Annotated in this window: 24 protein-coding genes; 14 read left to right on the top strand and 10 right to left on the bottom strand. The window is 32.1% G+C overall.

Translation table 11 applies throughout. The annotated features are described in order from the left end of the window. The first annotated feature begins 30 nt into the window (after positions 1-30). Positions 31-558, top strand: a complete 528-nt coding sequence (locus IM744_RS08485; RefSeq protein WP_194507695.1) for a hypothetical protein — start codon at positions 31-33, stop codon at positions 556-558. Between the two features lies 1 nt (position 559). Beyond that, positions 560-931 carry a hypothetical protein gene (locus IM744_RS08490; RefSeq protein ID WP_194507696.1) on the top strand — a complete coding sequence of 124 codons (372 nt, stop codon included), beginning with the start codon at positions 560-562 and terminating at the stop codon, positions 929-931. A gap of 6 nt (positions 932-937) precedes the next feature. Here the strand turns inward: IM744_RS08490 and IM744_RS08495 are convergent, their stop codons facing one another. From IM744_RS08495 to IM744_RS08520, 6 genes are all read right to left on the bottom strand, one after another. Next, on the bottom strand, positions 938-1,306 hold the full coding sequence (locus IM744_RS08495) for a hypothetical protein (RefSeq protein ID WP_194507697.1): 369 nt from the start codon (positions 1,304-1,306) through the stop codon (positions 938-940). Next, positions 1,303-2,535, bottom strand: a complete 1,233-nt coding sequence (locus IM744_RS20645) for a hypothetical protein (RefSeq protein ID WP_241738302.1) — start codon at positions 2,533-2,535, stop codon at positions 1,303-1,305. Before IM744_RS20645 ends, IM744_RS08495 begins: the two co-directional genes overlap by 4 nt. Positions 2,536-2,928: 393 nt before the next feature. After that, a complete protein-coding gene (locus tag IM744_RS08505) occupies positions 2,929-3,831 on the bottom strand; it encodes an ATP-grasp domain-containing protein (protein ID WP_206694476.1) in 903 nt (300 codons plus the stop codon). 12 nt (positions 3,832-3,843) lie between these two features. Then, positions 3,844-7,125, bottom strand: coding sequence for a S41 family peptidase (locus IM744_RS08510; protein WP_194507698.1), 3,282 nt, complete (start codon positions 7,123-7,125; stop codon positions 3,844-3,846). A 106-nt stretch (positions 7,126-7,231) separates the two neighbouring features. Further along, a complete protein-coding gene (locus IM744_RS08515) occupies positions 7,232-7,879 on the bottom strand; it encodes a hypothetical protein (RefSeq protein ID WP_194507699.1) in 648 nt (215 codons plus the stop codon). A gap of 30 nt (positions 7,880-7,909) precedes the next feature. Next, positions 7,910-8,506 carry an acyl carrier protein phosphodiesterase gene (locus IM744_RS08520; RefSeq protein WP_194507700.1) on the bottom strand — a complete coding sequence of 199 codons (597 nt, stop codon included), beginning with the start codon at positions 8,504-8,506 and terminating at the stop codon, positions 7,910-7,912. A 75-nt stretch (positions 8,507-8,581) separates the two neighbouring features. Between IM744_RS08520 and glmM the strand changes: the two genes are divergently transcribed. Both glmM and IM744_RS08530 read left to right on the top strand, forming a co-directional pair. Beyond that, positions 8,582-9,970, top strand: a complete 1,389-nt coding sequence (gene glmM / locus IM744_RS08525) for a phosphoglucosamine mutase (RefSeq protein WP_194507701.1) — start codon at positions 8,582-8,584, stop codon at positions 9,968-9,970. Positions 9,971-9,995: 25 nt separating this feature from the next. Beyond that, a complete protein-coding gene (locus IM744_RS08530) occupies positions 9,996-11,501 on the top strand; it encodes an aminotransferase class V-fold PLP-dependent enzyme (RefSeq protein ID WP_194507702.1) in 1,506 nt (501 codons plus the stop codon). On the opposite strand, the gene IM744_RS08535 is transcribed toward IM744_RS08530, so the two are convergent. After that, complete coding sequence (locus IM744_RS08535; RefSeq protein ID WP_194507703.1) at positions 11,491-12,393, bottom strand: lysophospholipid acyltransferase family protein; 903 nt, start codon at positions 12,391-12,393, stop codon at positions 11,491-11,493. The two genes, IM744_RS08530 and IM744_RS08535, sit on opposite strands and share 11 nt — an antisense overlap. A gap of 52 nt (positions 12,394-12,445) precedes the next feature. Between IM744_RS08535 and IM744_RS08540 the strand changes: the two genes are divergently transcribed. After that, positions 12,446-13,081, top strand: coding sequence for a rhomboid family intramembrane serine protease (locus IM744_RS08540; protein WP_194507704.1), 636 nt, complete (start codon positions 12,446-12,448; stop codon positions 13,079-13,081). A 56-nt stretch (positions 13,082-13,137) separates the two neighbouring features. Here the strand turns inward: IM744_RS08540 and IM744_RS08545 are convergent, their stop codons facing one another. Further along, on the bottom strand, positions 13,138-14,289 hold the full coding sequence (locus IM744_RS08545; protein WP_194507705.1) for a TlpA disulfide reductase family protein: 1,152 nt from the start codon (positions 14,287-14,289) through the stop codon (positions 13,138-13,140). A gap of 105 nt (positions 14,290-14,394) precedes the next feature. Here IM744_RS08545 and mnmE point away from each other — a divergent pair, with 105 nt between their 5' ends. The 5 genes from mnmE (at position 14,395) to IM744_RS08570 (ending at position 21,298) form a co-directional block, all read left to right on the top strand. Then, complete coding sequence (mnmE, locus tag IM744_RS08550) at positions 14,395-15,786, top strand: tRNA uridine-5-carboxymethylaminomethyl(34) synthesis GTPase MnmE (RefSeq protein WP_194507706.1); 1,392 nt, start codon at positions 14,395-14,397, stop codon at positions 15,784-15,786. A 624-nt stretch (positions 15,787-16,410) separates the two neighbouring features. Next, complete coding sequence (locus IM744_RS08555) at positions 16,411-16,869, top strand: response regulator (RefSeq protein WP_194507707.1); 459 nt, start codon at positions 16,411-16,413, stop codon at positions 16,867-16,869. A gap of 58 nt (positions 16,870-16,927) precedes the next feature. Next, the gene (locus IM744_RS08560) at positions 16,928-18,883 is read left to right on the top strand and encodes a T9SS type A sorting domain-containing protein (RefSeq protein WP_194507708.1); all 1,956 of its coding nucleotides are present in this window, start codon (positions 16,928-16,930) and stop codon (positions 18,881-18,883) included. 2 nt (positions 18,884-18,885) lie between these two features. Beyond that, a complete protein-coding gene (locus tag IM744_RS08565; protein ID WP_194507709.1) occupies positions 18,886-19,644 on the top strand; it encodes a hypothetical protein in 759 nt (252 codons plus the stop codon). Between the two features lie 214 nt (positions 19,645-19,858). After that, positions 19,859-21,298: a cell wall anchor protein gene (locus IM744_RS08570; protein WP_194507710.1), complete on the top strand. Its 1,440-nt coding sequence runs from the start codon at positions 19,859-19,861 to the stop codon at positions 21,296-21,298. A 227-nt stretch (positions 21,299-21,525) separates the two neighbouring features. Here the strand turns inward: IM744_RS08570 and IM744_RS08575 are convergent, their stop codons facing one another. Together IM744_RS08575 and IM744_RS08580 are read right to left on the bottom strand one after the other, a co-directional pair. Beyond that, a complete protein-coding gene (locus tag IM744_RS08575) occupies positions 21,526-21,816 on the bottom strand; it encodes a hypothetical protein (protein WP_194507711.1) in 291 nt (96 codons plus the stop codon). Positions 21,817-21,844: 28 nt separating this feature from the next. Further along, positions 21,845-22,714, bottom strand: coding sequence for a universal stress protein (locus IM744_RS08580; protein ID WP_194507712.1), 870 nt, complete (start codon positions 22,712-22,714; stop codon positions 21,845-21,847). Between the two features lie 177 nt (positions 22,715-22,891). On the opposite strand from IM744_RS08580, the gene IM744_RS08585 reads away from it, so the two are divergent. The 4 genes from IM744_RS08585 (at position 22,892) to IM744_RS08600 (ending at position 26,701) form a co-directional block, all read left to right on the top strand. Continuing rightward, positions 22,892-23,347: a hypothetical protein gene (locus tag IM744_RS08585; RefSeq protein WP_194507713.1), complete on the top strand. Its 456-nt coding sequence runs from the start codon at positions 22,892-22,894 to the stop codon at positions 23,345-23,347. Positions 23,348-23,500: 153 nt separating this feature from the next. Beyond that, positions 23,501-24,721, top strand: coding sequence for an efflux RND transporter periplasmic adaptor subunit (locus IM744_RS08590; RefSeq protein ID WP_194507714.1), 1,221 nt, complete (start codon positions 23,501-23,503; stop codon positions 24,719-24,721). 5 nt (positions 24,722-24,726) lie between these two features. After that, entirely contained in the window at positions 24,727-25,476 is a 750-nt protein-coding gene (locus IM744_RS08595; RefSeq protein ID WP_194507715.1) for an ABC transporter ATP-binding protein, read from the top strand. 85 nt (positions 25,477-25,561) lie between these two features. After that, positions 25,562-26,701 (top strand): ABC transporter permease, encoded by a 1,140-nt coding sequence (locus IM744_RS08600; protein ID WP_206694477.1) that lies wholly within the window; start codon positions 25,562-25,564, stop codon positions 26,699-26,701. The last annotated feature ends 31 nt before the right edge of the window (positions 26,702-26,732 follow it).

Consider the following 26,732-nt stretch of genomic DNA (forward strand, 5'->3'; position numbering starts at 1 on the left):
TACTTGTAATAGAATTAAAAATTTATAAACATGCAATTATTAGGAATAGGATCAAGAATTAACCACAACGAATTTGGAAAAGGAGTCGTAACAAATGTCACCTCAAAACAGTATTGGGTCACTTTCATGGATAGCGGATTAGAAACCATAGACATCGATAGCGAGTTTGAAGTTATTGAAGCCTGCGAAGACGAAGTAGACACGATTAGTTTTGCAGAAGTTGAAAGTAGTCTCGTTCATATCTTAAAGAAATGGAGCGATGCTAGTGAAGTTGTAAACATTTCAGATAAATGGAAAGGTGGAAAACTCATCATGGAACCAGGAGATACCAATTTACAAGGTAAAGAAATGACTATTGATAGTTTCTTCCATAAAATTACGATGGTAAGAGATCGATTACGTGTGATGGAACAAAAAATCAACTCCAGCAAAAATCTTGATGAACAAGAGAAAATAGATTTACAACAATACATCACTCGTAGTTATGGAAGTTTAACGAGCTTTAATGTGTTGTTTAAAATGAAGTCACAACAGTTTATTGGACAGAAGTCTAAGTAATATGAAGTTTTTATATCTAATAATTCTAGCGATTGTAATGTCTAGTTGCAATGAAATACCTAAAGGTTGCGAAGAATTTAAAACTGGGAAATTCACTTATACAGATGAAGAGTATTCGAATATAATTATTGAGCGTAATGACTCTCTTCAAATAGAAAGAGCTCCAGATTACACCATAATGAGTAAAATTGAATGGGTTTCAGAATGTACTTATACTATTGAGTGTTATGAGGTAGCAAATAAACCAAATGATCCTAGAATTGGAACTAAACTGACTGTAGATATATTGAGAATTGAAGATGATAAATATAGGTATGATGCTAGAGTTGGAGAATATTCACAAAAAGGTTGGATTGAGAAAATAAAAGAATAAATAATTCTAATTTTTGAAATACGCTTTTCTAATCAAAACCACATAAACAAGTAAAGGGACTAATAAACAAATAATCACAGAAGCCTCAGTATAATTCATACCAACAGGGTTAAAACCTCTTAGAAAGTCAGCAGACACATCAAACAGCCTATTTGAGGATTCTGAAAAGTTTTTAATAAAAAGCAATACAAGAATTACAATTGCAGAAAAGCCAATTTTAAAATAGTGCTTTCCTTTAATTTTATCAATCAAAAATAGCCATGACATTGGAATGATAATAAACCAAATAATAATATTGATTTCTTTGTAACTAAAACCTGTGATTCTTGAAAGAAACATTAGGAATTCATAGGTGATATTGAAAATTTCTTTCACTTAAGAAAATCTTCCACTTTAAAAAAGTATTCAATATTTTCTAATTCTAAAGCATGAATTGTACCATTAACATTGTCGCAAGCACTGGTTAAATTATAATCTATATGAAATGAAATTTTATCAGATTCCTCAAACGAAATTGCCATTTCATCAATACTATAATATTTCAATTTTATCAAATCAACACATTCTTTTAATTCCGGATTATTTTTGAGATTATCATAATGCGCTTGTGTTTCTTCATTTATCATTTTTTCAATCATTACGATTTCAGAATTAAAAAGTTCCGAATTTTTAATTAGAATTAGTGAGTCTCCCACTTTTTTGAATAGAGTATAATCATAATAATACTTTCCTTGATAGTTAGGGTTTCCAGTGGAAATAGATACAAATTTCCCAAACTCACAAGTCTTAATAATTTTCGTTAAATCTTCAAAGCCACTTTCGTTAATTGTAAATTCTTCAGTATTACATTTAACTTCCGTTAATTGATATTGAGATTTTAATGTTTTCAAACCCTCAATCTCCAAACCAAAAGCCAGCAACTTATGAAACGTTGGTAATTCTGCTCCAGTATCAGTCGTTGTCCAATCGTTCCATGACGCTTCTAATCCGTTAATTGGTAAAATATCAACCCACATTTGGTAGCTTTTAGGTTTTCCATTCTCATCAAAATGCCATAAGTACGAATCTCCAGGAGTTGATCCACCATTGGTGTAAGTTATTAATAATGCATTTTCATTGTCTTCAGTTTTTACGAGTCTGCGTTCTACACCTTCATCAAAAACCTTGTAAGGAGCAACTAACCAAAAGGTATCGTTATTGAAATAATCAACAGCTTTTTGGATATAATCTTGTTTTTCTTTTCCTTCATATTTTTCTTCGGAAAAGTAAACATGAGATTTACTGTGGTCTGCTAAGTCCAAATCTACTTTAACATTTTTCCAATAGACTTCACACGTATTTTCTGTTTTATTCCATTTGTAATGATGACGCTTTTTAAATGTGAATTCTATATAATCTGTGGCTTTATAAGCATCATGATTTAAAGTATTCAACATTCTTGTAGCGAGTTGATCTGCTGCAGTACCTTGTTCTCCAGTTGGTAAGTCTTCATTGTATTTAAAATACATAAAAGCGAATAGTAGGAGTGTAGGCAATGTGAAGAAGATGATGACTCCTCCTATGATTTTTAGAATTTTTTTTGGTTTATATTTTTTTTTAGTCACAGCTTAATATTATTAATAATTACGGTTTGCGAGTTTTAGATTATACTTTAATTATTGAATAACAAGTACAATGAGTAATTTAAACTTACATTCTTTTTTCCATTGCCGAAAAAAGAACCAAAAAAGTCTAGCCTTAATTTTAAAACTTACCTATCTGTCCTCGAAAGCTAAACAAAAAGAAACTCAACTTCGCTACTCGCGAAGTCTTAAACAGCTTTTTGTTTTTAACGCTTTACTTCGTCGGATAGGTGCCAGGTTTTAAACTTAGGGCATTTCACTCGACTGTGCTTACTCAATTCCTCTTATAATTTTTAGAGTTTTTTTTCAAAGGTATTGAATAATCAAATGTTAATCTAGTGCGTTTCTGAAAACAAGTTTAGAATGACGATGAACTTAACTTAATCTGTTCTTAACGCCTTTTGCTAGAGCCAAAGCAGCTTTTTTATGTCTTCTAAACCAAAGTTCTGGTTCTATGAGTTCTAATTCAGTCATTGCAATATCTCCATCGTTGTCTTCAAAAATATCAACTCTTGCATAAATTGGTAATTCTGGGCAAGCGATAACAGAGGCTTCAGCAAATGCAATTTCTTCTTCAGTAGGCATGTAGTTTTCTATGCTTCCGCCAAAATCATCTTGTACCCTAAAATCTCCAGCTTTCGCTTTTTTAAGAACAGCATGTGAGAAGGTTCCATTAAAAAGTACCATTGAGATTTCTCCTTTTTTTACAATGTTGTACTGAAAAGGTTGCAACATCATAGATTCTGAAGAAATTAATTCTTGGAAAATCTGTTCGTGTTGGTCTAAATTTTCCGAAGATAATTTATAAGTATGGCGAGCAGCACCAGAAACACATGGTTTTAAAACCGTTTCGTTCCAATTTAAAATATCATGTAATTGTGCAAGTGTGACTTTTGCTCCTTTTTCAATAAAATGACTTTCGGCAATATGAACCCCTTTTTCTTGAAGATCTAGGAGGTAATGTTTATCGATATTCCACCGAATTATCTTTTCAGAATTAAGAAGCAACGTTTCCGAAGAAATACGTTCTAACCACTCAGAAAACTCATCAAATCGATCAAAATAATCCCAAGTACTGCGAAATAATACTGCTTTGGTTGTTGACCAATCAAAAAACATGTCATCCCAAGCGAGACGTAAAGTTTTGAGTCCTAATTGTTCTAAAGCATGATACACCAAACGGTCTTCGTAATAGACGTTATGTTTGTAATTATCGGTTTTAGAATCGTTGAGGTAGCGACTATCTGTTAAAATAACCACGTCATATAATATGTTCAAATTCGCTTTAGTTTAGTTGTCGTTTTCATAACCTTCAGGACGTTTAGATCTCACTGGAGCAGCAGGTTCTGGCATCAATTCAAATTCTTTAATTTGGAGTTGTTTCATGGCTTCTTCAACAGCACGTTCTAATTGCGGGTCTTGACCTTGACTCACCAATTTAGGATGTTGAATTACCTCAATATCTGGAGCAACGCCTTCGCCTTCTACAGCCCAATTTCCGTTGACATCATAAAAACCACCACGAGGTGCAACCATACCACCACCATCAATAAATGGAGGTGTATCCCAAGTACCAACTAATCCACCCCAAGTTCTTGTTCCAACAATAGTTCCTAACTTAGCTTCTTTGAACATGTATGGTAATAAATCACCACCAGAACCTGCTCGCTCATTTATGATCATCACTTTTGGTCCCCAAATCCCAGCCATTGGCGTAGTCCATGGTCGATTGGTTTTCGTTTTACTATTAAAATATCCTAAGAGCTTACGATTCATAATATCAATCATATAATCTGCAGCAGATCCACCACCATTATTACGCTCGTCTATAATGACTCCTTTTTTATCTTGTTGTGAAAAATAGTAGCGATTAAAAGACGTAAAACCTGGATTTCCAGTATTAGGCACATAAACGTAAGCGAGTTTCCCATTTGATAATTCATCAACTTTACGACGATTACTTTCTACCCAATCCAAATATCTTAAACTGCGCTCACTAGAAACAGGCTTGATTAAAACTGTTTGAGCACCAGTCATTGATGGTTTACTATTTACAGTGATATTAATTTCCCGACCAGCAGTTTGCTCTAATAATTGATACGGATTTACTTCCGAAGAAAGTATAGTTCCGTTTATTGCAATGAGGTAATCACCTTCATTAATGGTAATTCCAGGTTGTGATAAAGGCGCTTTGGTTTCTGGATTCCAGCGTTCTCCATTATAAATTTTTTTGATTTGGTAAGATCCGTTATTTAACACAATATCTGCACCTAACAAGCCAACAGGAACGTAATCAACATCAGGTAAATCACCACCATAAACATAAGAGTGACCAATCGCGACCTCACCACTCATGATGTCAACGACATAATTTAAATCGGTTCTATGTCTTACGTCATCAATCCATGGCGAATACCATTCATACACATCATCCCAAGGCGCTCCATGTACATTGTCAACGTATAAAAAGTCACGCATATAGCGCCAACCTTCTTTGAAAATTTGTTTGTATTCTTCTTTTGGATCAACTTTTATTTTGAGGTTTGTATCGATTTTTCCTTCTGAGAAATCAGCTTTTCCTTTGGTTGCTACAATTGCCCATTGTCCGTTTTTATTAAGAAGTGTTGTATTTCTATCTTCGGAAATGAGCATTTGCTGGACACCTTCGTCAAAAACAGAAGCTTCATCTTTTTCGGTATCAAAATCATGAATTTTTACACCATTACCATCATCTTGAGCTTCAGCAACAAACACGTGACCTTTAGGTGCTTTTGCTAAATCTACATAATTACCATCTGGTAAATTTAAAGCAACAGCACGATCAAATAATCCTTTAGTATCAATTTTTACAGTGATAGCAGAATCTGTAGTCTTGTCTTCTTTCTCTTTTGAATCTTTGTCTTTACTGTCTTTACTGTCTTTATCTTTCTTTTCGTCTTTTTGCTCTTCTAATGCTTCTTCATCAGTTTTGATGTGATTTGGCGCTTTGTCTTCCGAAGATAAAACAATAGCATACAAGCTTCGTGTCGTTTCAGGATCGTATGAACTCATGTCTAGCCAACCTGTTGCTAATCCGTAATTGGTGCTCGCTAGTGTATACAAATATTTACCAGAAGCATCCCAAACTGGACTAATAGCATCTGCCAAAGGATCTGTAATTGGAATAATTTTTTTAGAATCAATATGATATGCATAAATCGATTTGAAACTGCTATTGTTTTGCTTTGCATATGCAATCCATTTACTATCTGGTGACCATTTAGGATTCATGCTACGGTTTGGGTGAGCGTAACCTTCAGTATCTGCAATGACAGCTCTTTTTGACTCTAGGTTAATTACCCAAATATTGAAATCTGTATCTGTATAAGCGATATGTTTTCCGTCTGGAGACCAATCTGGCTGAAAATAGAATGTGTTATTAGGTAATTTAATATAGGTTTGATTTTTACCATCTTGATCTGCAATGACCATTTGATATTCACCACTTTTATCTGAGAACCAAGCAATTTTATCACCTTTAGGAGACCAAATTGGTGTACGGTCTGCAATACCAGATGAATTTGTTAAGTTTCTCCATGTCCCATTTTCTTTTGGAACTGTGAAGATATCTCCTCGATGTTCAAAGATGGCACGTTTTCCGTTAGGTGAAATATTTGGGTTTAATAATTGTCTGCCTGATACATCTTCCCAATGCTTACGTGAAAAGTTTAAATCTGCTTTGACTTCAATATTAAGCGTTTTTATAGTTCCGTTTTCTGGATTAAGAGTGTGTAATAAACCGCCTTGTTCATAAACAACCATATTTCCACTAGCATCTAAACTCTTGGTATCGAATTTTTTATGAAAAGTCATTTGCTTTTCAGTCTTTGTTTTAGGATCAAAGGACCAAATATTACTTGTGTAATCACGCTCTGATAAATAATACACAATACCATTAAGCCAAACAGGATCTAGATGACGTTCTTTATCTAATTGAGGCGTGGTTACTAATTCTTTAGTTTTTAAATCTACAATCCAAATTGGCATAGCTTGACCACCACGATAATTTCGCCATTCTGGATCCCAAGATGTAATAGGAGTGTAGGCAATATGTTTTCCATCTGCGGAAATATCGCCATAAGCAGCACGAGGAATATCTAAAGCCACAGGTAATTCTCCTTTTGGAGACACTGTAAAAAACTTGTTGGTTTGTGTTGGTCGTCCTTCTCTATTTGAGCGAAATAGTATATTGCCTTCTGGTGTCCAACCTTGGACAACATCTGCTGCAGAATGATAGGTTAGACGTTTTGGTTCTCCACCTTCCGAAGGCATTATAAATACATCTACATTACCATCATATTGTGCAGTAAATGCAATCCATTTACCATCATTAGAAAAATGCGGACTCGATTCATAACCATCATCGCTGGTAAGCCTGATTGCTGTTCCGCCATTTGTGGATGCCTTCCAGAGATCGTTGGCATAGACGAAAACAACGTCGTTGTTGTGGATTGTTGGTTGTCTTAGAAGTTTGGTTTGGGCAGATGCTGTGATAGCAAATACGCTCAAGAAGGCGAGGATTAATCGTTTCATGTTTTGGTTGGTTTTGAAAGACGTTGATTTTGAACTTAAAGGTACAAAAATGAAGTAATTTGGTTTGTCCTTAAATGTTAAATTAGACTTATGACTTTGTCATAGATTACAAAACTCCACATTTAGTAAATACTATTATGTTTTCTCTTTTCAGTTTTTTTGTTAATCCTGTTAAATATTTATTTATTTCATGGCTCAAATCTGGACCATCTACTTTTATGGATAATACTTCTTTTAGTCTTTGCTCAATATCGTTTTTCCTTTTTTCTAAACCAGTTGTGCTAGCTTTGGCAATTAAAATTAATGCACAATGTTCAGCATATTCATTATTGTAAATTTCTTCTGAAATTATATTAAAAGGATTGAGTTGTAAGTATAGACTAGTATCTATCTCGTGGATTAAATCTGAATAATATTCATATTCCTCTATTAAGTCAATAGATTTAATATCAGATATTTTTATTGTATTCTTAAATTTAGTGCAAGCTAAATCTACATTGTATTTGTTAATATGTTTAATTTCAGAATAAATTGAAATACTATCATTAGCTGTAGTTTCTTTGAAGTAGTCAAGAAATTTTTCTTTTTCAGGATCATATTTTCTTGTTCCCATAATGACAGATGGATATATAAAACCTTCGTAAATGAAATTATTTGATAACTCTACCTTTACTTCATAGCGAGATAGTGTCCCAGGAGCAGAAAACACTTGACTTGTAAAAAATATAAAACATATGATTATCAATTTTTTCATAATTATATGGATTGATATCTATTTTTTTGTCTAAAATGATTCTTCTATAGTTTTTAAAGTTTGATCAGTAAACGCTCTCAGCTCTTCAAAAAAGGAGGTGAACTCTTCCTCAAATTCAACATAAAATTCTTGAAGTTCTACAGTTGCTGTATTCATTCCAGATATGTTTTTGGTACGTCGGTTCATTCCGTCTAAAACCTTTTGGATGCCTTCAATTTCAGCATAACTAAGAAGCCAATTATCTGCAATCATATGAGGCATCATTTTTTGAATGCGAACAGGAAGTGTTTTAAAATTATCTTCTAATAAATCATAGAAACTCTCAATGTATTCAGGTAAAGGGATATCAGAATAGTGCGACCAATTTTTTGCTAAAAAGTGATCGTATAAAATATCAACAATGACTCCACTGTAATGTCCGTAATTTTCATGTAGCCTTTTGGTACTCAACCTTACGGTTGGATGTGCATCTGTAAAAGTGTCTATTTGGCGATGTAATAAAATCCCTTTTTGAATTTCAATAGGGTATTTTTTATAGCGTTTACCTCGTATGCCATCTGCAATAAAATTACCGATGGTGATTTGATTATCGTTATTTGAAAGAAATATGTGGGCTAGAAAATTCATAGGGGTAATTTACGAATTGTGAGCTTAGTTTTACAATTTTGAAATGGTATATTTGTCGAAAATAAAATATTTAGAATGACACTTATAAAATCAATCTCAGGAATACGTGGTACAATTGGAGGAAATGTTGGTGATAATTTAACACCAATTGATGCTGTGAAATTTGCATCGGCTTACGGTACATGGATCAAACAACAACGCGATAAAGAAAACTATAGAGTTGTTGTTGGTAGAGATGCGAGAATTTCGGGAGAGATGATTCAAAACTTAGTTATGAATACGTTAGTTGGATTAGGGATTCATGTGATTGATCTTGGTTTATCTACTACACCAACTGTCGAAATTGCTGTACCTATGGAACATGCAGATGGTGGAATTATTCTAACAGCAAGTCACAATCCAAAACAATGGAATGCACTTAAATTATTAGATGCTAAAGGAGAATTTTTAAATGGAGAAGAAGGTGCTAAAATTTTAAAAATTGCCGAATCTAATGAAATGGCATTTGCAGAGGTTGATGACTTAGGTGAGATAACAATTAATGATGCCTATATAGATATTCATATTGATGAAGTTTTAGATCTGGATTTAGTCAATGTAAAAGCAATTGAAAAAGCTAATTTTAAAGTTGTTGTTGATGGAGTGAATTCAACTGGAGGAATTGCAATCCCATTATTATTAGAACGATTAGGAGTGGAAGCTGTAAAATTGTATTGTGATCCTACAGGACATTTTCCTCATAATCCAGAACCTCTTAAAGAACATTTAACAGATTTATCTGAAGCTGTGGTTAAAGCCAATGCAGACTTTGGAATCGTTGTAGATCCAGATGTAGATCGTTTGGCATTTATGGATGAAAAAGGTGAGATGTTTGGAGAAGAATATACATTAGTTGCTTGTGCAGATTACGTCTTGAGTAAAACACCAGGTAATACTGTTAGTAATATGAGTTCTACGCGTGCATTGCGTGATGTGACAGAAAAACATGGCGGAACTTATGAAGCAAGTGCAGTTGGAGAAGTAAATGTTGTCAACTTAATGAAGAAAAACAACGCTGTTATTGGTGGTGAAGGAAATGGAGGAATTATATATCCAGAATCTCACTACGGAAGAGATGCGCTAGTAGGTGTTGCTTTATTTTTAAGTTTATTAGCAGAAAAGAAAATGAAAGTAAGTGAACTTAGAGCAAGTTACCCTAGCTATTTCATGAGTAAAAAGAAAATACAATTAACTCCAGAGTTGGATGTTGACGCGTTACTTGTTGCTATGGAGAACAAATATTCCGAAGAAAAATTGACAACCATTGATGGTGTAAAAATTGACTTTGCTAATTCTTGGGTACACTTGAGAAAAAGTAATACAGAGCCAATCATTAGAATTTATACAGAAGCACCAAGTCAAAAAGAAGCAGACGATTTAGCAGATCGTATCATTTCAGAAATTAAGACTATTGCAAATATTTAGTATCTTAGCATAAAGCACTTTTAATATGATTTCTACGGAAATATCTACTTCTAAACCATCAGAGCTTGAATTGTATTTTAATCAGTTCAGACAACATATCATTGGTGTAGATCAAGAGTTTGAATCCCCTTTTGGAAACAAAAAAATCATCTATACAGATTGGACTGCTTCAGGACGTTTGTACAGACCAATAGAGGATAAGCTTTGTAATGAATTTGGACCTTTTGTCGCTAATACGCATACAGAAACAACCGTTTCGGGTACAGCAATGACAAAGGCTTACCATGAAGCTAAACATATTATAAAGCGTCACGTTAATTGTGATGAAGATGATGTGCTTATCGTTTCAGGAAATGGAATGACAGGTGTTGTTAATAAGTTTCAAAGAATCCTCGGACTAAAAGTACCAGAGAATTTACGTCAATACACAACGATTCCTGATGAAATTCGTCCTGTTGTATTTATCACTCATATGGAGCATCATTCTAATCAAACTTCTTGGTTAGAGACGATTGCGAAAGTTGAGGTAATACCACCAGATGACGAAGGATTATTCAGCATTGAAAATTTAGAAATTTTATTAGAAAAATATAAAGACTGTACATTAAAAATAGCTTCAGTTGTTGGAGGTTCTAATGTGACAGGAATACAAACGCCACATCATAAGATTGCTGAGGTTATGCACAAACATGGAGGCGTGTGTTTCGTGGATTTTGCATGTTCTGCTCCTTATGTAGACATTGATATGCATCCAGAAAATGAACAGCAAAACTTAGATGCTATTTTCTTTTCTCCACATAAATTTTTAGGAGGACCTGGAACTTCAGGTGTGTTGATTTTTAATAAAAAATTGTACAAAAATATGGTTCCAGATTGTCCAGGAGGAGGTACTGTAAGCTGGACCAACCCTTGGGGAGAACATAAATATATTGATAATATTGAAGATAGAGAAGATGGTGGTACACCAGGATTTCTTCAAACTATAAAAACTGCGCTTTCAATCAAACTGAAAGAGCAAATGGGAGTGAATAATATTCTCAAAAGGGAGCATGAATTAGTGAACACAGTGTTTGCATCATTAACTCAAGAAGAAAATATAAAAATTCTTGCAGGTCAACATGAAGATCGTTTGGGAGTTATTTCATTTTACATTGACAATTTACATTTTAATCTTGGTGTGAAATTATTGAATGATCGTTTTGGAATTCAAACACGAGGAGGTTGTAGTTGTGCAGGTACTTATGGTCATTTTTTATTACACGTAGATCAACAAACAAGTCATGAATTAACAAATGAAATTTCTATTGGAGATTTAGTTCGTAAACCAGGTTGGATTAGAATGTCTATTCACCCAACAACTACAAATAAGGAAATGGATTTTGTTTGTGAAAGCATTAGGGTTTTGGCTCAAAATCATAAAGAATGGGCTAAAAGTTATCAATACGATGGAAAAACAAATGAGTTTATTCACGAGTCTTTAGTTTCCAAGAGTGAGGACAATAGTCAAATTGATAAGTGGTTTACCCTTTAATTACATTATAGTTTTCTGGAGAATCGTCTTTGTATTTCCAACGTTTATGTGTCCATAAATAAAATTCTGGAGCTTCATGAATTTGTTGTTCTACCTTACGGAAAAAGATATCTGTAATCTCGTAATTATTAAACTCTTTTGGGTGTTCTGTGATGGTTTCAAAAGTCGTTTCATAATACCCTCTTTTTAATCGCTTTACTTTGAAGAAAACGACAGCCATATCAAGACGTTTGGCTAGCATTTCTGCTCCTGTATGCATTGGTACTCGGTGTCCCATAAATTTAGCCCAATGCTGTGCTTTCCAGGCTTTTGCTGATTGATCTGATACAAATCCGCAGATAAAAGTTTCTTTATTAACTTTTGCTTTCATTAATTTTGGGATGGTCTCTTTAGTAGTAATCAATTCACTGTTATATTTGGCGCGAATTCCCTTAATTAATCTATCAAAATATTTATTTTCAATCCGTTTGTAAACAGCAAAACCTTTGTTTTTAATATAACTCTGTAGTACAAAAATCCACTCCCAACTTCCGTAATGAGCACACATGAGTGCTATGCTTCTACCATTGTTTTCAATATCTTGTAGCAATTCAACGTTAGTAAATTTGAAGCGCTTTTTCATTTCGGCTTCCGAAATTGTTAAAGACTTGATAGCTTCAACCATCATATCACATAAATGATGATAAAACTTATTTGTGATGGTTTTTATTTCTTTATCATTTTTTTCTGGAAACACTAATTTTAAATTAGCAATAACTACTTTTTTTCTATAACCAAAAACTTTATAAATTAAAAGATAAAGAAAGTCTGAAAATGCATATAGCAATCTAAATGGAAGTATAGAAATAAGCCATAAAAAAGGATAAACTAAAATGTATATTATAAATTGCATTATTGATTAGATTTGCAGCGACAAATATATGTATAATTAAAGTTTATAGTCTATGGGTAGTTTGAGTTTATTTACCATTATCATCATTGCAGCAAATGCCTTGATTTCATACAAAGGGTTTAATGATTATGGCTTTTTTGAACGCTATAAATTTAATATTGGGAGTATTAAGCGAGGAGAACAGTTTAGAATGTTTAGTTCTGGTTTTTTACATGCAGACATGCAACATTTGTTGTTTAATATGCTAACACTCTATTTTTTTGCAGATCGTGTTATTTATTTTGTTGGAGAGTTCAATTTCTTAATTGTCTATATAGGTAGTTTAGGGTTAGGGAGTATATTCTCTTATTATTTTCATCAAAACGAATACCAATACAGTGCAGTAGGAGCCAGTGGTGCTGTGATGGGTGTGCTTTATTCTGCTATTTTAGTTGATCCAATGATGAAAATTTATGGCTTTATTCCTGCTTTTATCTTTGGTATCGTGTATTTATTATATTCTATCTACGGTATGAAAAATAGAGTGGGTAATATTGGGCACGATGCACATTTTGGTGGAGCTGTAGGAGGTTATGTAATTACTTTGATATTTAAGCCTTCACTTTTTGAAACCGATCTTTTAATGGTTGGTCTATTAGCAATACCAATTGTAGTGCTTTTTGTTATGCATAAATTGGGCAAAATTTAAAATGAAAAAAGCCTCTAATTTATCATTAAAGGCTCTTTTCTAAAGTAAAAATAAATTTAATTCAATAATTCTGCAATCTTAGCTTCTAGAGCTGCACCTCTTAAATTCTTAGCTACAATTTTTCCATTTTGATCTAAAATATAAGTTGCGGGAATAGATTTAATATTATAAGCTCTAGCTATAGGATCGTTAAAGTAGCTCAGGTTAGATACATGATGCCATGTTAATTTGTCTTGTTCAATAGCTTTTAACCAAGCGCCTTTTGGGTCTTTTTGTCTCCCAGTGCCATCAAGTGATACACTAATAATTTCTAATCCTTTGTTGTGGTATTTGTTGTAAGTTTTAACCACATTTGGATTTTCTCTTCTGCAAGGTCCACACCAAGCTGCCCAAAAATCTATGACAGTAACTTTTCCCATTACATCCTTTAGAGATAATTGGGTTCCGTCTGGTGCAGGGGCTGTAAATTGAGGAGCGATGCTCCCAATTTGAGTAGCACCTTCAGCAGTTTTTATTTTTTTTGCTTGTGTGATTCTCAAAGTTGTTTTTGCGCCTAGATTAGAACTCTTAATTTCACTATCAAGTTTCTCTAAGGCTTCAGATAATTTATCAACATCTGCTTCTTTAGAATTTAACTCATTATTAATAAAAACTAAAGACGCAACATTGTCTTTGTTTTTTTCGATATGCATAAACGGTATTTTTGATTGGTCGATATTAAGTTGAACCAATTTAGTATTTACATTTTCTTTTGCAGAAGGATCTGCAGCTGCAATATATTCTCCCTTCAATTTGGTACGTCTATTACCTAACTCTCTAATATCTTTAAAATATGCACCTAAAGCGTCATTAGCCTTTGGACCTTTGATTATCGTATTGTCAACCTTGTCTTTATTTATAGTTATATTGTAATAGTCATTTTCTATAATAAATGGAGAACTACCGTTGACACTATTTACAGATAAATACCATATTTCTGGATTTTCAATTTTACCTTCAAATACAAATTTTTCATTCATTACAATTGCAGTGTCTTGATTGACTTTTCTGTTACGCTCATCTGTAGATTGTAGATAGACTCTTATACCATTGTATACTCCAGGAGCTTCACCTTCTATGAGATATCCTTCAAGGGGCGCTTTCTTTTCTTCTGTTTTACAGGCTATAACTAATAAGCATAATGCTAAAATTGAAACTAATTTCTTCATAATTAAAAATTTTGTATTGCAAATATAATAAGTTAGTAGAGAGAAAATCAAGCCTATTTTCATAATAAATTCTAAATTAGCAATACTTTTGTGAAAAAGAACTCAATGACTCATCAAGATACCATTATTGCATTGGCAACAGCATCAGGAAGTGGAGCAATTGCTGTGATTAGACTTTCTGGAAATGATGCTATTAGTATTGTTGATACGCATTTTGCTTCCGTAGTAAAAAAGAAGTCATTGCAAAAGCAAGCCACTCACACTATTCATCTAGGACATATTGTTGATGATAAGCGTATTATTGATGAAGTTTTGGTGTCTGTATTTAAAAATCCAAATTCTTATACAGGAGAAGATGTTGTTGAAATTTCTTGTCACGGAAGTTTATATATCCAACAGGAAATTATTCAATTATTTCTTCGGAAAGGGTGCCGAATGGCAAACGCAGGAGAATTTACATTAAGAGCATTTCTAAGCGGAAAATTAGATTTATCACAAGCTGAAGCTGTAGCAGATTTAATTGCAAGTGATAACGAAGCCTCTCACCAAGTCGCGATGCAGCAAATGCGTGGTGGTTTTTCTTCGGAAATTGCAAAACTCAGAGAAGAGCTTTTAAATTTCGCATCGTTAATTGAATTAGAACTTGATTTTGCAGAAGAAGATGTTGAATTTGCAGACCGTTCTCAGTTTAAAGAACTCGTAAATAGAATCACTTTTGTATTGAAACGATTGATTGATTCTTTTGCAGTTGGAAATGTTATAAAAAATGGAATTCCAGTAGCCATAGTTGGAGAACCCAATGTAGGGAAATCAACTTTGCTTAATGCGCTTTTAAATGAAGAACGCGCTATAGTATCTGAAATAGCAGGTACTACCAGAGATACTATTGAAGACGAAATTTCAATTGGAGGTATTGGTTTTAGATTTATTGATACAGCAGGAATTAGAGAAACTGAAGATATCGTCGAATCCATAGGAATAAAAAAAACCTTTGAAAAGATTGATCAAGCTCAAGTTGTAGTTTATTTATTTGACAGTACGGAATTCAAATCTAAAGGCTCAAAGTTTAAAATAGAGCTAGAGAAAATTAGAAATAAATATCCGCAAAAACCATTACTCGTTGTTTCTAATAAAATAGACCAAATTGATGATATTCAAATTTCAGAAATGCAAAGTACAATACCTGAAATTAAATTACTCTCTGCTAAAACTGGTTTTGGTGTTGAAGAGTTGACCAATTCACTATTAGATTTAATTAATACTGGAGCCTTACGCAATAATGAAACAATAGTTACTAATTCTCGTCATTATGATGCGCTATTAAAAGCGTTTGAAGAAATTCAAAAGGTAAAACACGGATTAGAGTCAGATTTATCTGGAGATTTGTTAGCAATTGATATCCGTCAAGCATTGTATCACTTTGGTGAGATTACAGGTGAGATTACCAACGATGATTTATTAGGTAATATTTTTGCTAATTTTTGTATTGGTAAGTAAACTATTCTACACATTTAATTAAGTACATTTCAAGAAAAACGACAAATACCTTTTGTATTCTTGTTATAAAGCTTTTTTATAAAAAATTATAATTTAATGGTACAAGTTGTTGAAACTTCGTAGCAAAAAATAAAACAACATTTTACTGTTTTAGACTTTTCTCTTTATGCTGTTTTGCGTAATCTCATTTTTCAAATTATTACAGATTACCATATAAAATTAGTCTCTAGAAAGTGCTTTTAATTCGTTTAGGATTAAAGGTTAGTACTTTATGTGATAAAATGAACAAATAAGGTGTTCATAAATCTAAATATTGATAACGGTATTCCGTGATTTGTGTATTTCAACTGAAAAAACACACGGTATACCGATGTATTGAAAATTAGTTAAAATTTTATTAAAAAATATAAACATCTGATAATCAGTATTTTGTGTTTTTATTTTGTTTCTAATTCATTTTTGGCACTTCTATTGGCATATGTTTTCAAAATGATAATGATGTCAAACAATATACTCTCTACTAAATATAAATTTAAGGCAAAGTCCTTTTATTTATATAGAGTGTTTTTATGATTCTGTTGTCCATTAAACGAAATTAAAATTCCAATTAAATTTATATCACTTATGAAGTTGAACATTATGTTAGTTGACGATAATAAAATTGATTTATTCGTTAATAAAAAAATTATTGAGAATTCTCAAATTGATTCCAATGTTAGAACATTTGTAAGAGCACAATCAGCTTTAAGTTTTCTTAAAATATTTGAAAAGAATAAGGAATATAAAACCATGTGTATTCCTGATATTATTTTTTTAGATATAAATATGCCAGAGATGAATGGCTTTCAATTTTTAGACGAGTTTAATAAGCTAGAAAACGTAAGAGATAAAAATATTAAGATATACCTATTGTCTTCATCAACGAACATACATGATGTTATTAAAGCAAAGAGTAAGAGATCTTGTGTAGGTTTTATAAGTAAACCTTTAACCGCTAACAATCTTAATAGAGTTTTAAGAGAATCAAGACCTTATTTAATCAAACAAAATCACCAAAATATAAATACTAAAGTAATGATGTAACTGAATCATTTAAGTTCCGCCTATACAAATCTATTACTAATCATTAAAACTCCTACTTATGAAAATAAAATTTTACGTATCTAACATTATTGCTTTTTCTTGTTTTATTTGTTGTTACTCTCAAATTGTTAATGAGGGAATTTTACAAATTGAATCATCAACAAATGTTTATTTTGAAAATGAGTATACCAATACAGATAGTGGTATTCATAATAGTGATGGTAATCTATATTTAAATGATGATTTTATCAATGATGGTACAACCTTATCATTATCTGGCTCTACTTATTTTAAGAGTTCTACGAACCCATTACTAAGTATTTATGGCTCGTCAAATGCTATTAATTTCTATAATTTAGAAATTGATGTTACAGCAATAAACACTAAAGGGGTATCTGTAGCAGATGGCTTTGCTCTAAACGTAGTGAATTCAGTACGATTAGTTAGTGGAGATATTCGTTTAATAGATGGTGCGCAATTAATTCAAACACATGCTGGCACAGATTCTAACACTATTACTTCAGGTAACGTGTTAATTGATCAACAAGGCTACACATCAGCCTATAAATTTAATTATTGGTCATCACCTGTAAACGATAATGGTACATTTTCTTTATTAGGAAATAAATTTGATGGAACAGATTCAAGCATTAATCCATTTATTCCACAACAAATATTATTTAATTCTGGGTCACCTTATAATGGATTGCCACCGGTTTTAGATGATGGAGGTTATGTAACTACTGCTATAACCATAAGTAAACAATGGTTATATAAATATTTACAAGGAACGGGAGATTATACAGGTTGGGTAAACATAGATGAAAATAGTACTTTAAATCCAGGAGAAGGATATACGATGAAAGGGGCTAATTCACTTTTACTTGATCAAAATTACGTGTTTTATGGTGCGCCAAATAATGGAGAATACTTATTACCAATAAATAATGGAGAGCAATCATTATTAGGAAATCCTTATCCATCTGCTTTAGATGCCGACAAATTCATTAATGATAATTTACTAATACTTGATGCTTTATATTTTTGGGTAGATGGAGGTTCTACATCACATGCTTTAGCAGATTATATGGGAGGTTATGCGATAAGAAATTTATCAGGAGGAACACCACCATCAATAGCTTCACCATTAATTAGTGGTATTGGAGATTCAGGCAGTGTTACAGCTCCAACACAATATGTGGCAGTTGGTCAAGGGTTTTTTGTAGATGCCTATGATAGTGGCAACATTGTTTTTAATAATTCGCAAAGAACTTTCAAGACTGAAGTTTCAGAAGATACAAGACTATCAAATGTTTCTCCAAATGAAACTAATAATCAATATATACGAATAGGTTATGAAGATCCTGAAGGCTTTCATAGACAGTTACTTTTAGGGTTCTTACCAAATTCAAATGCAGATATAAATTATAATCGTGGTTATGATGCAATATTAACTGAAAATAGAGATGATGACTTATTTTTTGTATTAGAAAATGATTTAACTAAAAAATATGCAATTCAGGGATTAGATGATTTTAATGAAATATTAGAGTTTCCATTAGGATTATTAATGACAGAAACAGGTACTCACCATATTATGTTAGATGAGGTTAAAAATTTTACGCATACTGTTTATTTAAAAGATAATGTATTAAATACTACCTATAATTTAAGTGATTCAAGCTTTGATATTAATTTACCAATAGGAGACCATTTAGATAGATACTCTATCGTTTTTTTACCACAAGAAGCGTTATTTACTCAAGACCATGAGGTAGCAAATATTAATATTTTTTATGATGGTAATAATCATATTGTTGTTAACAATGCTGATAGAGTAGAGATAAAAACAATAAAAGTATTTAATGTATTAGGACAAGAAATTTTAAAATTAAATAACAATTTAAATAACAATCAAAGATTACAAATACCATTCAACAAAAGTGATGGGATTTACATCGTAAACATAGAAACTAACAATAACAAATTAACCCAAAAAATCTTAAACTACTAATTATGAAAAATTTAAAACTACAATTAACAATACTAACGCTAGCAATTTTCACTTGCTTTAGTCATAACGCCATAGCTCAAGTTGGTATAGGAACAATAACACCAGATGCTTCAGCAATGCTAGATCTAACTTCTACAGATAAAGGGATGTTAGCTCCAAGAATGACTTCTGTACAAAGAATAGCAATACCAAGTCCTGCAGAAGGTCTCTTGGTGTTTGATACCGATGAAAATGTATTTTTCTTTTTTGATGGAGGAAGTTGGGTAAGGCTTATTCATGAAAATAGCACTAATGATTATACGGGATGGGCTAGTTACGTTGATGGAACTTACACATCTGCAAGTCCTTTAACATTAGCAGGTTCTGTTAAGGTTACTTTACCAAATGATGCGACTAATACAATAGATAGTCAAAAACCGATAGATATAACAGAATTTTATAATTCTACTAATTCGACAATAACCGGAAGAGAGGGTGATGGTTTAAATATAGTGATAGAATTTAAAGCAAAGCCAACAACTGGTTCTGTAACGAGATTAACTGTAGCAATAGATATTGGAGGAGCTGTAGGAGAAATATACATAAGAGATTTTGTGCTGGCAAAAGGTATTGGAGTAGAACATTATTATTTGAGTTCTTTTGATACTTACACTTTAAATACTTGGGAAACAAACGGTGGGACAATTAAAATCGTATCTACTTCTGCTGCAGAAATTTATGATATAAGGTATGTGTTAACAAGAACCCATAAAGCAAGATAATTATTAATTTTTCAGAAATTAAAAACTAATAAGTACTATGATAAAACGATACCTAAGTTAACAAAAATTAAAACCAAAAACAAAAACGAACAAAGAGCATTTGTCTCTTAAAGTTTGAAAACGATAACATAATTAAATTCAAAAAAATAAAGAAAAAACGTTTATCAAAAACGTGTAAAAATTAAATAACCCAAAAAATCTTAACCTGCTTATCATGAAAAATATAAAATTACAATTAACAATACTAACCTTAGCAGCTTTTACTTGCTTTAATTATAATGCCATAGCTCAAGTTGGTATAGGAACAATAACACCAGATGCTTCAGCAATGCTAGATCTAACTTCAACAGATAAAGGGATGTTAGCCCCAAGAATGACTTCTATACAGAGAATAGCGATATCAAGTCCTGCAGAAGGCCTCTTGGTCTTTGATACAGATGAAAATGTGTTTTACTTTTATAATGGAGGAAGTTGGTTGCCTTTAGAAGGTGCCGAAAAACGTAATAACTATAAACTTGTAAAAAGCGTAGCCGATTTAGCCGATGAATTGGTAGGAGGGAAATACGTTTTAAATGAAGATTTTGTGTATGAAATAAATGGCACAGTAACATTTGATTTTCCTATAGATTTAAATGGAGCTAATCTTATTGGTTTAGATACTGGAGAAGATGTAATTGTCAATGGATCGAGTTCAGCATTGTTTAGTGGGACTAAAGGTGGAAGGCTCAAAGATATTTTTATTAATGCAAATGGTAAACAGGTGTTTGATATCACAGGTACAGGTGTAGAAAACGTTATAGGGTATAGTGTTGTTATAACATCGGCCTCTTCTATTGGAACTTTAAGTAATCTAGGTGTAGTATTCTTTTCTGTATTACAAATTGTAAATAGTAGTGATGGTTTAGATGTCTCAAATATTAATTCATTTTTTGCTGAAAGTAGTTTTTGGACAGAGAGTAATGCAGGTACATTTTTAACTTTTTCAGGAACTTTTGGTAATCTACAATTGGCTAACGGTAGAGTTTCAGTCGATACCGGTGAAACAGGAATTGATGTTAGTGCAGATCCTACTATAACAAAATCGGCTTCTTTAAAATCAATAGATTTTTCTGGTAGTGGAAATTATATTGCTGGTTATGCCAACAATACCTATTCTGGATATAACTTTACAAAGAATTGGGATGTAGATTGTACTGGTATTCCTACTGAGACTGATGGTTACGCCACAGGTAACATCAACTTAGATTATGCAGTAGGATCTGGGGCAAGCACAACATTTTCAGGAACAGGAACATCTAGTAGGAAAAAAATAGAAGGAAACACAACATCAACTAATTTATTTAGATTTAGTTCATCTGCAAACAACAGAATTACCTATGAGGGTAATAAAAAAAGATATTTTAGTCTTTCTGCGAGTTTGTCTTTTCAAGGTGATAGTAATAATAATATTTTTATATTCTATATGAGTAAAAATGGTACTGTTTTAGAAGAAACTAAGGTGTATAGAGAGGTCGGTACGAATAATGATGTTGGAGCTTTACCTTTGGTTGGTACAGTTGAATTAGAGCCTAATGACTATGTTGAAGTTTGGGTTGAACGCTACACTGGTTCTGGAGATTTGCTCACAGTATCTTTAAACTTAATCGCTAGATAATTAAAACCTCATAGTTATTTTAATATTAAAAATACGAGGTGTTAAGTAATTTGGAATAATAATTTGTCCTTTATTAATAACACCTCTAAACCAAGTATTGACAATGGCGATTTGTACATCAAAAAACAATTAAAATTTAAATATCTAAAATTTATAATCCAATTAAAAACAATACGTTTTTAATTGGATTTTTTTATTTATAAATAACTTTTTAACGAATAAAACGATCAACCAATTAAAAAATCTGGACAGTAAATTGGGAGGATTAAAAACACGAATACCATAAATAAAATAGCCCAAAGAACCCACATTAAAAGCGGAAACGTTATTAAGTCTCCTTTTGTCTTTGGTCGTAATGAATGTGCAATTAATCCGTGAATACCAAAACTAAAAAGCAAAAAGTTAAGAGTGGAGACAATAATTAAAAAACTTTTGGAATATGATTCTTTTGCTATAAAAAGATAAATTCCTAATGCAACAGCTATTACAATAACGATTCTAAATAATCTTCTGGACATTTTATTAAATGTTTAAGTTGTTAAATTTTTATAAATGAAATATGCTATAATTATTTGCGTTAAAACTCATCAATGGAATTCTACCATAAGATTCCATTTTTTTAACCAAATCTCTATGGAATACTTTTGAAGACATCCCATCATTCTCTCGCTCAAGCATGGCAATTAAATTGGCATTTGTTTTTCCGAAGTATATTTTCAAATCATTAAAAACATCATCAGAGTATAAAAGATCTAATTCTATGTTAGAGTATTTTATATACTTATGGATTTTATCTTCTATATTTTTCTTTTCTTCTATTCCTATAGTTTTATTCAACGAAGACACATGAACAATCTTAATTTTTGCGTTAAGTGGCTCGGCAATCTCGGTTAATTTGTTAATTGCATCTATGTCTTCCTCTTCAAAATCTGTAGCATATACAATGGTTTTAATTTGAGTGTAACTTGTGTCTTCTGGAATAGCGAGTACTGGGCAAGGTGACTGCTCAAGGAGGTGCTTGGTCGTATTACCCATAATGATTTCTCGCAATGCACTTCCACCTTTCATTCCCGTAGTGATTAACAAAGGGGTGATTTTATTGGCTATAGAGATAATTCCGTTAACTACAGATTTATCTTCAATAGCTTCAACTGTGATATTCATTTTATCTAAATCTGTACCTAAATGTTCTTTGCAAAAATTATTAAGTTTTAAGTTATGCTTTCTAAAAGCATCACCTTCAATATCTGGAAATGCATCTTGAGCCTTTAAACTTAATCCATCCAACATTGTGGGATAATCAAAAATATGAATCACTTTTAAATGAGCTCCAATAGCTTTACTTAATGAATGAGCATATTTTAATGCAGCAACTGAGTTTTCAGAATAATCGGTGACGTTTAGTATTGTTTTCATTTTATGCTGAGTTGTTTCTTATAAGCCACTAAATTATAACCTATTGAAATTTAAACAAATGACTTTTATCAGTTTGTTTATTTTTTTATCATGATATAGATCATTTCTTTTAAATAACTTCATGATTATCTTTATGTTCTAAATTTTCTCATTGAAACAATTTTAAAAATCAACAGTATGAACGATTTTAGAAACAGACCAAAAGACAACTACATTCACGAAGCAGATTGGGAGCAACTTTATGTGCTTACAGAACATTGGAAGTCAGATCTTTTATTTTTTAGAGATGATTTAAGATTTTTACACCATCTTATTGATAAATATTTTTTGTGGATCTCTAAAAAAGAGAATATAGATAAGGTTCGAGACATTGAAGTTAATCTACTTGAAATAGATAAACAATGTGATTCATTATTAGAAAAAACAAGTAAACATTTGCATCATCTAGCTGAACTGATAGATGATCCTTTTACATATGTCTCAGATAAATTTAGAGACGAACACGAAATTCTTGAAGATGAGCTTGCTCAATTTGTAAAGGATTTCAGAAAAAACAGAAAAGAAGTCTTCACCATTACAGAACATATAATAGAAGGAGAGGCATTAGTGCGTCAACTTAACCTTTCTAAATAGTTTGTTTAAAATTTAGTTTTACCAATCGCAGTAATTATGACATATGGTATTTAATCACTGCGATTTTTATATACGTTAAACCTCCGTACTGATTTATATCATTAAAACTTTGAATACTTCAAAGTAATTTTACTGGCATAAAATGATTAGAATATGAAAAAATATAAATGGTTAATTATAATACTAATTATTGTAGTTGCAGTAGTAGGCTATTTTTATTTAAAACCAAAATTGGAGTCTAAAAAAATAGATTATACTTATACGTCCATACAAAAAGGAGATGTGGAATCAGATGTTTCCAGCACAGGCACATTAGAAGCTATTAATACTGTAGATGTTGGTACTCAAATCTCTGGTACGATTGCAAAAATCTATGTTGACTATAATGATAGGGTAACAGCAGGGCAATTGCTTGCCGAAATGGATATGAAAATGTTAAATACGTCTTTAGAATCTGCCAGAGCTAATTTAGCTGTAAGCCAAGCGCAATTAAACGAAGCAGAAGATAAATATAAAAGAAATAAAGTACTGTTTGAAAAAGGGGTTATCGCTCAGCAAGAATATAACACTTCAAGATTTAGTTATGAGCAAGCCGAAAGCTCCAAAAAAGCTGCACAAGCTGCTCTAACGAATGCTCGGGTTAATATTAGTTATGCAAAAATTTCTTCACCTATTAATGGAATCATTATAGAAAAGACTGTTGATGAAGGACAAACTGTTGCTGCAAGTTTTTCTACACCAACAATGTTTATCATTGCCGAAGATTTATCTAAAATGCAAATTTTAGCAGATGTTGATGAAAGTGATATTGGTTATATAAAAGATAGCATGCAGGTTCGTTTTACTATACAAACTTATCCTGAAAAAGAATTTTTTGGTAAAGTGAGCCAGATTAGATTACAGCCTATAGAAATAAATAATGTAGTCAATTACCAAGTTGTTATTGATATTAATAATGAAGGAGGCTTATTAATACCTGGTATGACAGCAAATATTGAGTTTATTACTGCTAAGGCAAAAAATGTATGGCTCATTAATAATTCTGCTCTACGTTTTAGACCAACTGAAGCTATGCTACAAGACATTAAACCCATATTAATAGAGCGAGCAAAAACAATGCTGCCAGATTCACTTCAAGTCAAATTTAATAATGATATAAACAATGAAGAGTTGTTTACACCTACTAATTTTAAGAAAAATTTGCCTACAAATATTAGTGGCTTCTTTTTTAAAAATGAAAATGAAAAATTAGATTTCAAGTTTATAGAAACAGGTATTAAAACTGGTTTGCAGTCTGAAATTAAACGGTTTTTAGATGGTTCTGAAATATCAGAAAGCATTAAAGCAATCAACGGAATTAAAGCAAAAAAATAAACTATATGCCCTTAAAAAAAGTCATAGAAACCAAAAAGCTAAGTCGCGTATTCAAAAACGGTGAGATTGAAGTGCATGCACTTACAGATGTAGATATGGTTATTGAAGAAGGAGAATTTGTTGCTATTATGGGAGCATCGGGTTCTGGTAAGTCCACGTTATTACACATTATTGGTTGTTTAGATAGAGCAACTTCTGGTGAATATGATTTAGATGGTGTACGTGTAAATACATTAAACAAAAATCAATTGGCAGATGTTAGAAATCAAAAAATAGGTTTCATTTTTCAAAGTTATAATCTATTGTCTAGAACCACTGCCTTAGAAAATGTAGAATTACCACTTATCTATGATAGAACAGGGCGGTTTTCTAACTCAAAAGAACTTGCGAAAAAAGCATTAGAACAGGTTGATTTGGCAGATCGTATTTATCATAAAACTAATGAGCTTTCTGGTGGACAACAACAGCGTGTTGCTATTGCTAGAGCTTTGGTTAATAATCCAGCGCTTATTTTGGCAGATGAACCTACAGGGAATTTAGATAGTAAAGCGAGTATAGATATTGCAGATCTTTTTGTTCAATTGAATAATAAAGGAAAAACTATTGTAATGATTACACACGAACCAGAAATTGCTCAATTTGCAAAACGAATGCTTTATTTAAGAGATGGACGAATTATATCTGATAAAATCATTGAAAACAGAAGTACTAAAGCATTTGCAATGAAAGAATTAGAAAAACCTATAACCCCTTAAAAGCATAACTATGAGAAGGTTTTTGAAAATATTCAAAGTAGCTTTTAAATCCATAAATAAGAACCGAACGCGGAGCTTGTTAACCATGCTTGGAATTATAATAGGAGTTGCTGCGGTTATTATGACTATTTCTGCTGGAGAAGGAGCCACGTTACAGGTTGAAAATCAGATTTCAGGTTTAGGTACTAATCTATTAATGATCCAGACCAAGTCTGAACATAAAGCTGGAATAAATGTGAGAATGGGACGCCCTATAGATGAGAAGGATTTTGATATGCTTCAAAAAAATTCTGTTTGGATGCCTCAATTATCGCCTTTAGTGGCTATTGGAGCACAAGCTATTGGGCCAAGTGGCTATAAATCTACGATGGTTTATGGTGTGTCCTACGACTATTTTTATATTACCAGTAGAGCAATAGAGTCAGGAAGTTTTTTTACTGAAGACGATGTAAGAACTGCAAAAAAGTATTGTGTTATAGGAGAAACCATACGAGAAGAACTTTTTCCTGGTGAAGACCCTATAGGTCAGCAAATAAGAATTGATAAAGTTCCTTTTACCGTCATAGGTTTGTTAACAGAAGAAGGCTCAGGTGGTATGCAAGATATGGATGATATTATAATAGCGCCTTATACAACGGTACAAAATAGATTGTATGGTCACCAAAGAGGCTATACCATGATTATGGCAAGTGCGTTAAGTGAAGACCATATAGCTGATGCCGAAATGGAGGCTACTGAATTGTTACGAGAGTCTCATAAAATAAAAGATGAAGATGAGGACGATTTTGAGATTATGACGCAAATCGAGCTTCAGGAAATTACAGGAAATATTACGGGAATTTTAACCATATTATTGGGAGCTGTTGCTAGTATTTCATTACTTGTTGGTGGTATTGGTATTATGAATATTATGTTGGTTTCTGTTACCGAACGAACTCGTGAAATAGGGACAAGGCTTGCTATTGGTGCAAGGGAAAGTGATATCCTTACTCAGTTTTTAATAGAAGCTGTTGTATTAAGTTTGGTTGGTGGTCTTTTAGGTGTTTTATTTGGCATTATTGGAAATCAAATTATTTACAAAGCAACCAGTTTTTATATTCCAACAGCAATATATTCTATATTGATAGGTTTTGGATTTGCAGCGTTTGTTGGTGTCACTTTTGGATACTTTCCTGCGCGAAAAGCAGCAAAATTGAACCCTATTGACGCCTTGCGTTATGAGTAAAAAAAATATGTTATAATTAAAACTATAAATA

It is taken from the genome of Psychroserpens luteus, assembly GCF_015319355.1.
GTDB classification, from domain to species: domain Bacteria; phylum Bacteroidota; class Bacteroidia; order Flavobacteriales; family Flavobacteriaceae; genus Psychroserpens; species Psychroserpens luteus.

What these genes read in the sequence shown, in the direction of transcription:
- mnmE (WP_194507706.1), top strand. Translation starts at nt 14,395, where the DNA reads ATGACTCATCAAGATACCATTATTGCATTGGCAACAGCATCAGGAAGT.
- IM744_RS08520 (WP_194507700.1), bottom strand. Translation starts at nt 8,506, where the DNA reads ATGAATTTTCTAGCCCACATATTTCTTTCAAATAACGATAATCAAATC.
- IM744_RS08585 (WP_194507713.1), top strand. Translation starts at nt 22,892, where the DNA reads ATGAACGATTTTAGAAACAGACCAAAAGACAACTACATTCACGAAGCA.
- IM744_RS08535 (WP_194507703.1), bottom strand. Translation starts at nt 12,393, where the DNA reads ATGCAATTTATAATATACATTTTAGTTTATCCTTTTTTATGGCTTATT.
- IM744_RS08485 (WP_194507695.1), top strand. Translation starts at nt 31, where the DNA reads ATGCAATTATTAGGAATAGGATCAAGAATTAACCACAACGAATTTGGA.
- IM744_RS08515 (WP_194507699.1), bottom strand. Translation starts at nt 7,879, where the DNA reads ATGAAAAAATTGATAATCATATGTTTTATATTTTTTACAAGTCAAGTG.
- IM744_RS08590 (WP_194507714.1), top strand. Translation starts at nt 23,501, where the DNA reads ATGAAAAAATATAAATGGTTAATTATAATACTAATTATTGTAGTTGCA.
- glmM (WP_194507701.1), top strand. Translation starts at nt 8,582, where the DNA reads ATGACACTTATAAAATCAATCTCAGGAATACGTGGTACAATTGGAGGA.
- IM744_RS08555 (WP_194507707.1), top strand. Translation starts at nt 16,411, where the DNA reads ATGAAGTTGAACATTATGTTAGTTGACGATAATAAAATTGATTTATTC.
- IM744_RS08580 (WP_194507712.1), bottom strand. Translation starts at nt 22,714, where the DNA reads ATGAAAACAATACTAAACGTCACCGATTATTCTGAAAACTCAGTTGCT.
- IM744_RS08545 (WP_194507705.1), bottom strand. Translation starts at nt 14,289, where the DNA reads ATGAAGAAATTAGTTTCAATTTTAGCATTATGCTTATTAGTTATAGCC.
- IM744_RS08600 (WP_206694477.1), top strand. Translation starts at nt 25,562, where the DNA reads ATGCTTGGAATTATAATAGGAGTTGCTGCGGTTATTATGACTATTTCT.
- IM744_RS08565 (WP_194507709.1), top strand. Translation starts at nt 18,886, where the DNA reads ATGAAAAATTTAAAACTACAATTAACAATACTAACGCTAGCAATTTTC.
- IM744_RS08510 (WP_194507698.1), bottom strand. Translation starts at nt 7,125, where the DNA reads ATGAAACGATTAATCCTCGCCTTCTTGAGCGTATTTGCTATCACAGCA.
- IM744_RS08560 (WP_194507708.1), top strand. Translation starts at nt 16,928, where the DNA reads ATGAAAATAAAATTTTACGTATCTAACATTATTGCTTTTTCTTGTTTT.
- IM744_RS08540 (WP_194507704.1), top strand. Translation starts at nt 12,446, where the DNA reads ATGGGTAGTTTGAGTTTATTTACCATTATCATCATTGCAGCAAATGCC.
- IM744_RS08595 (WP_194507715.1), top strand. Translation starts at nt 24,727, where the DNA reads ATGCCCTTAAAAAAAGTCATAGAAACCAAAAAGCTAAGTCGCGTATTC.
- IM744_RS08570 (WP_194507710.1), top strand. Translation starts at nt 19,859, where the DNA reads ATGAAAAATATAAAATTACAATTAACAATACTAACCTTAGCAGCTTTT.
- IM744_RS08490 (WP_194507696.1), top strand. Translation starts at nt 560, where the DNA reads ATGAAGTTTTTATATCTAATAATTCTAGCGATTGTAATGTCTAGTTGC.
- IM744_RS08530 (WP_194507702.1), top strand. Translation starts at nt 9,996, where the DNA reads ATGATTTCTACGGAAATATCTACTTCTAAACCATCAGAGCTTGAATTG.
- IM744_RS08575 (WP_194507711.1), bottom strand. Translation starts at nt 21,816, where the DNA reads ATGTCCAGAAGATTATTTAGAATCGTTATTGTAATAGCTGTTGCATTA.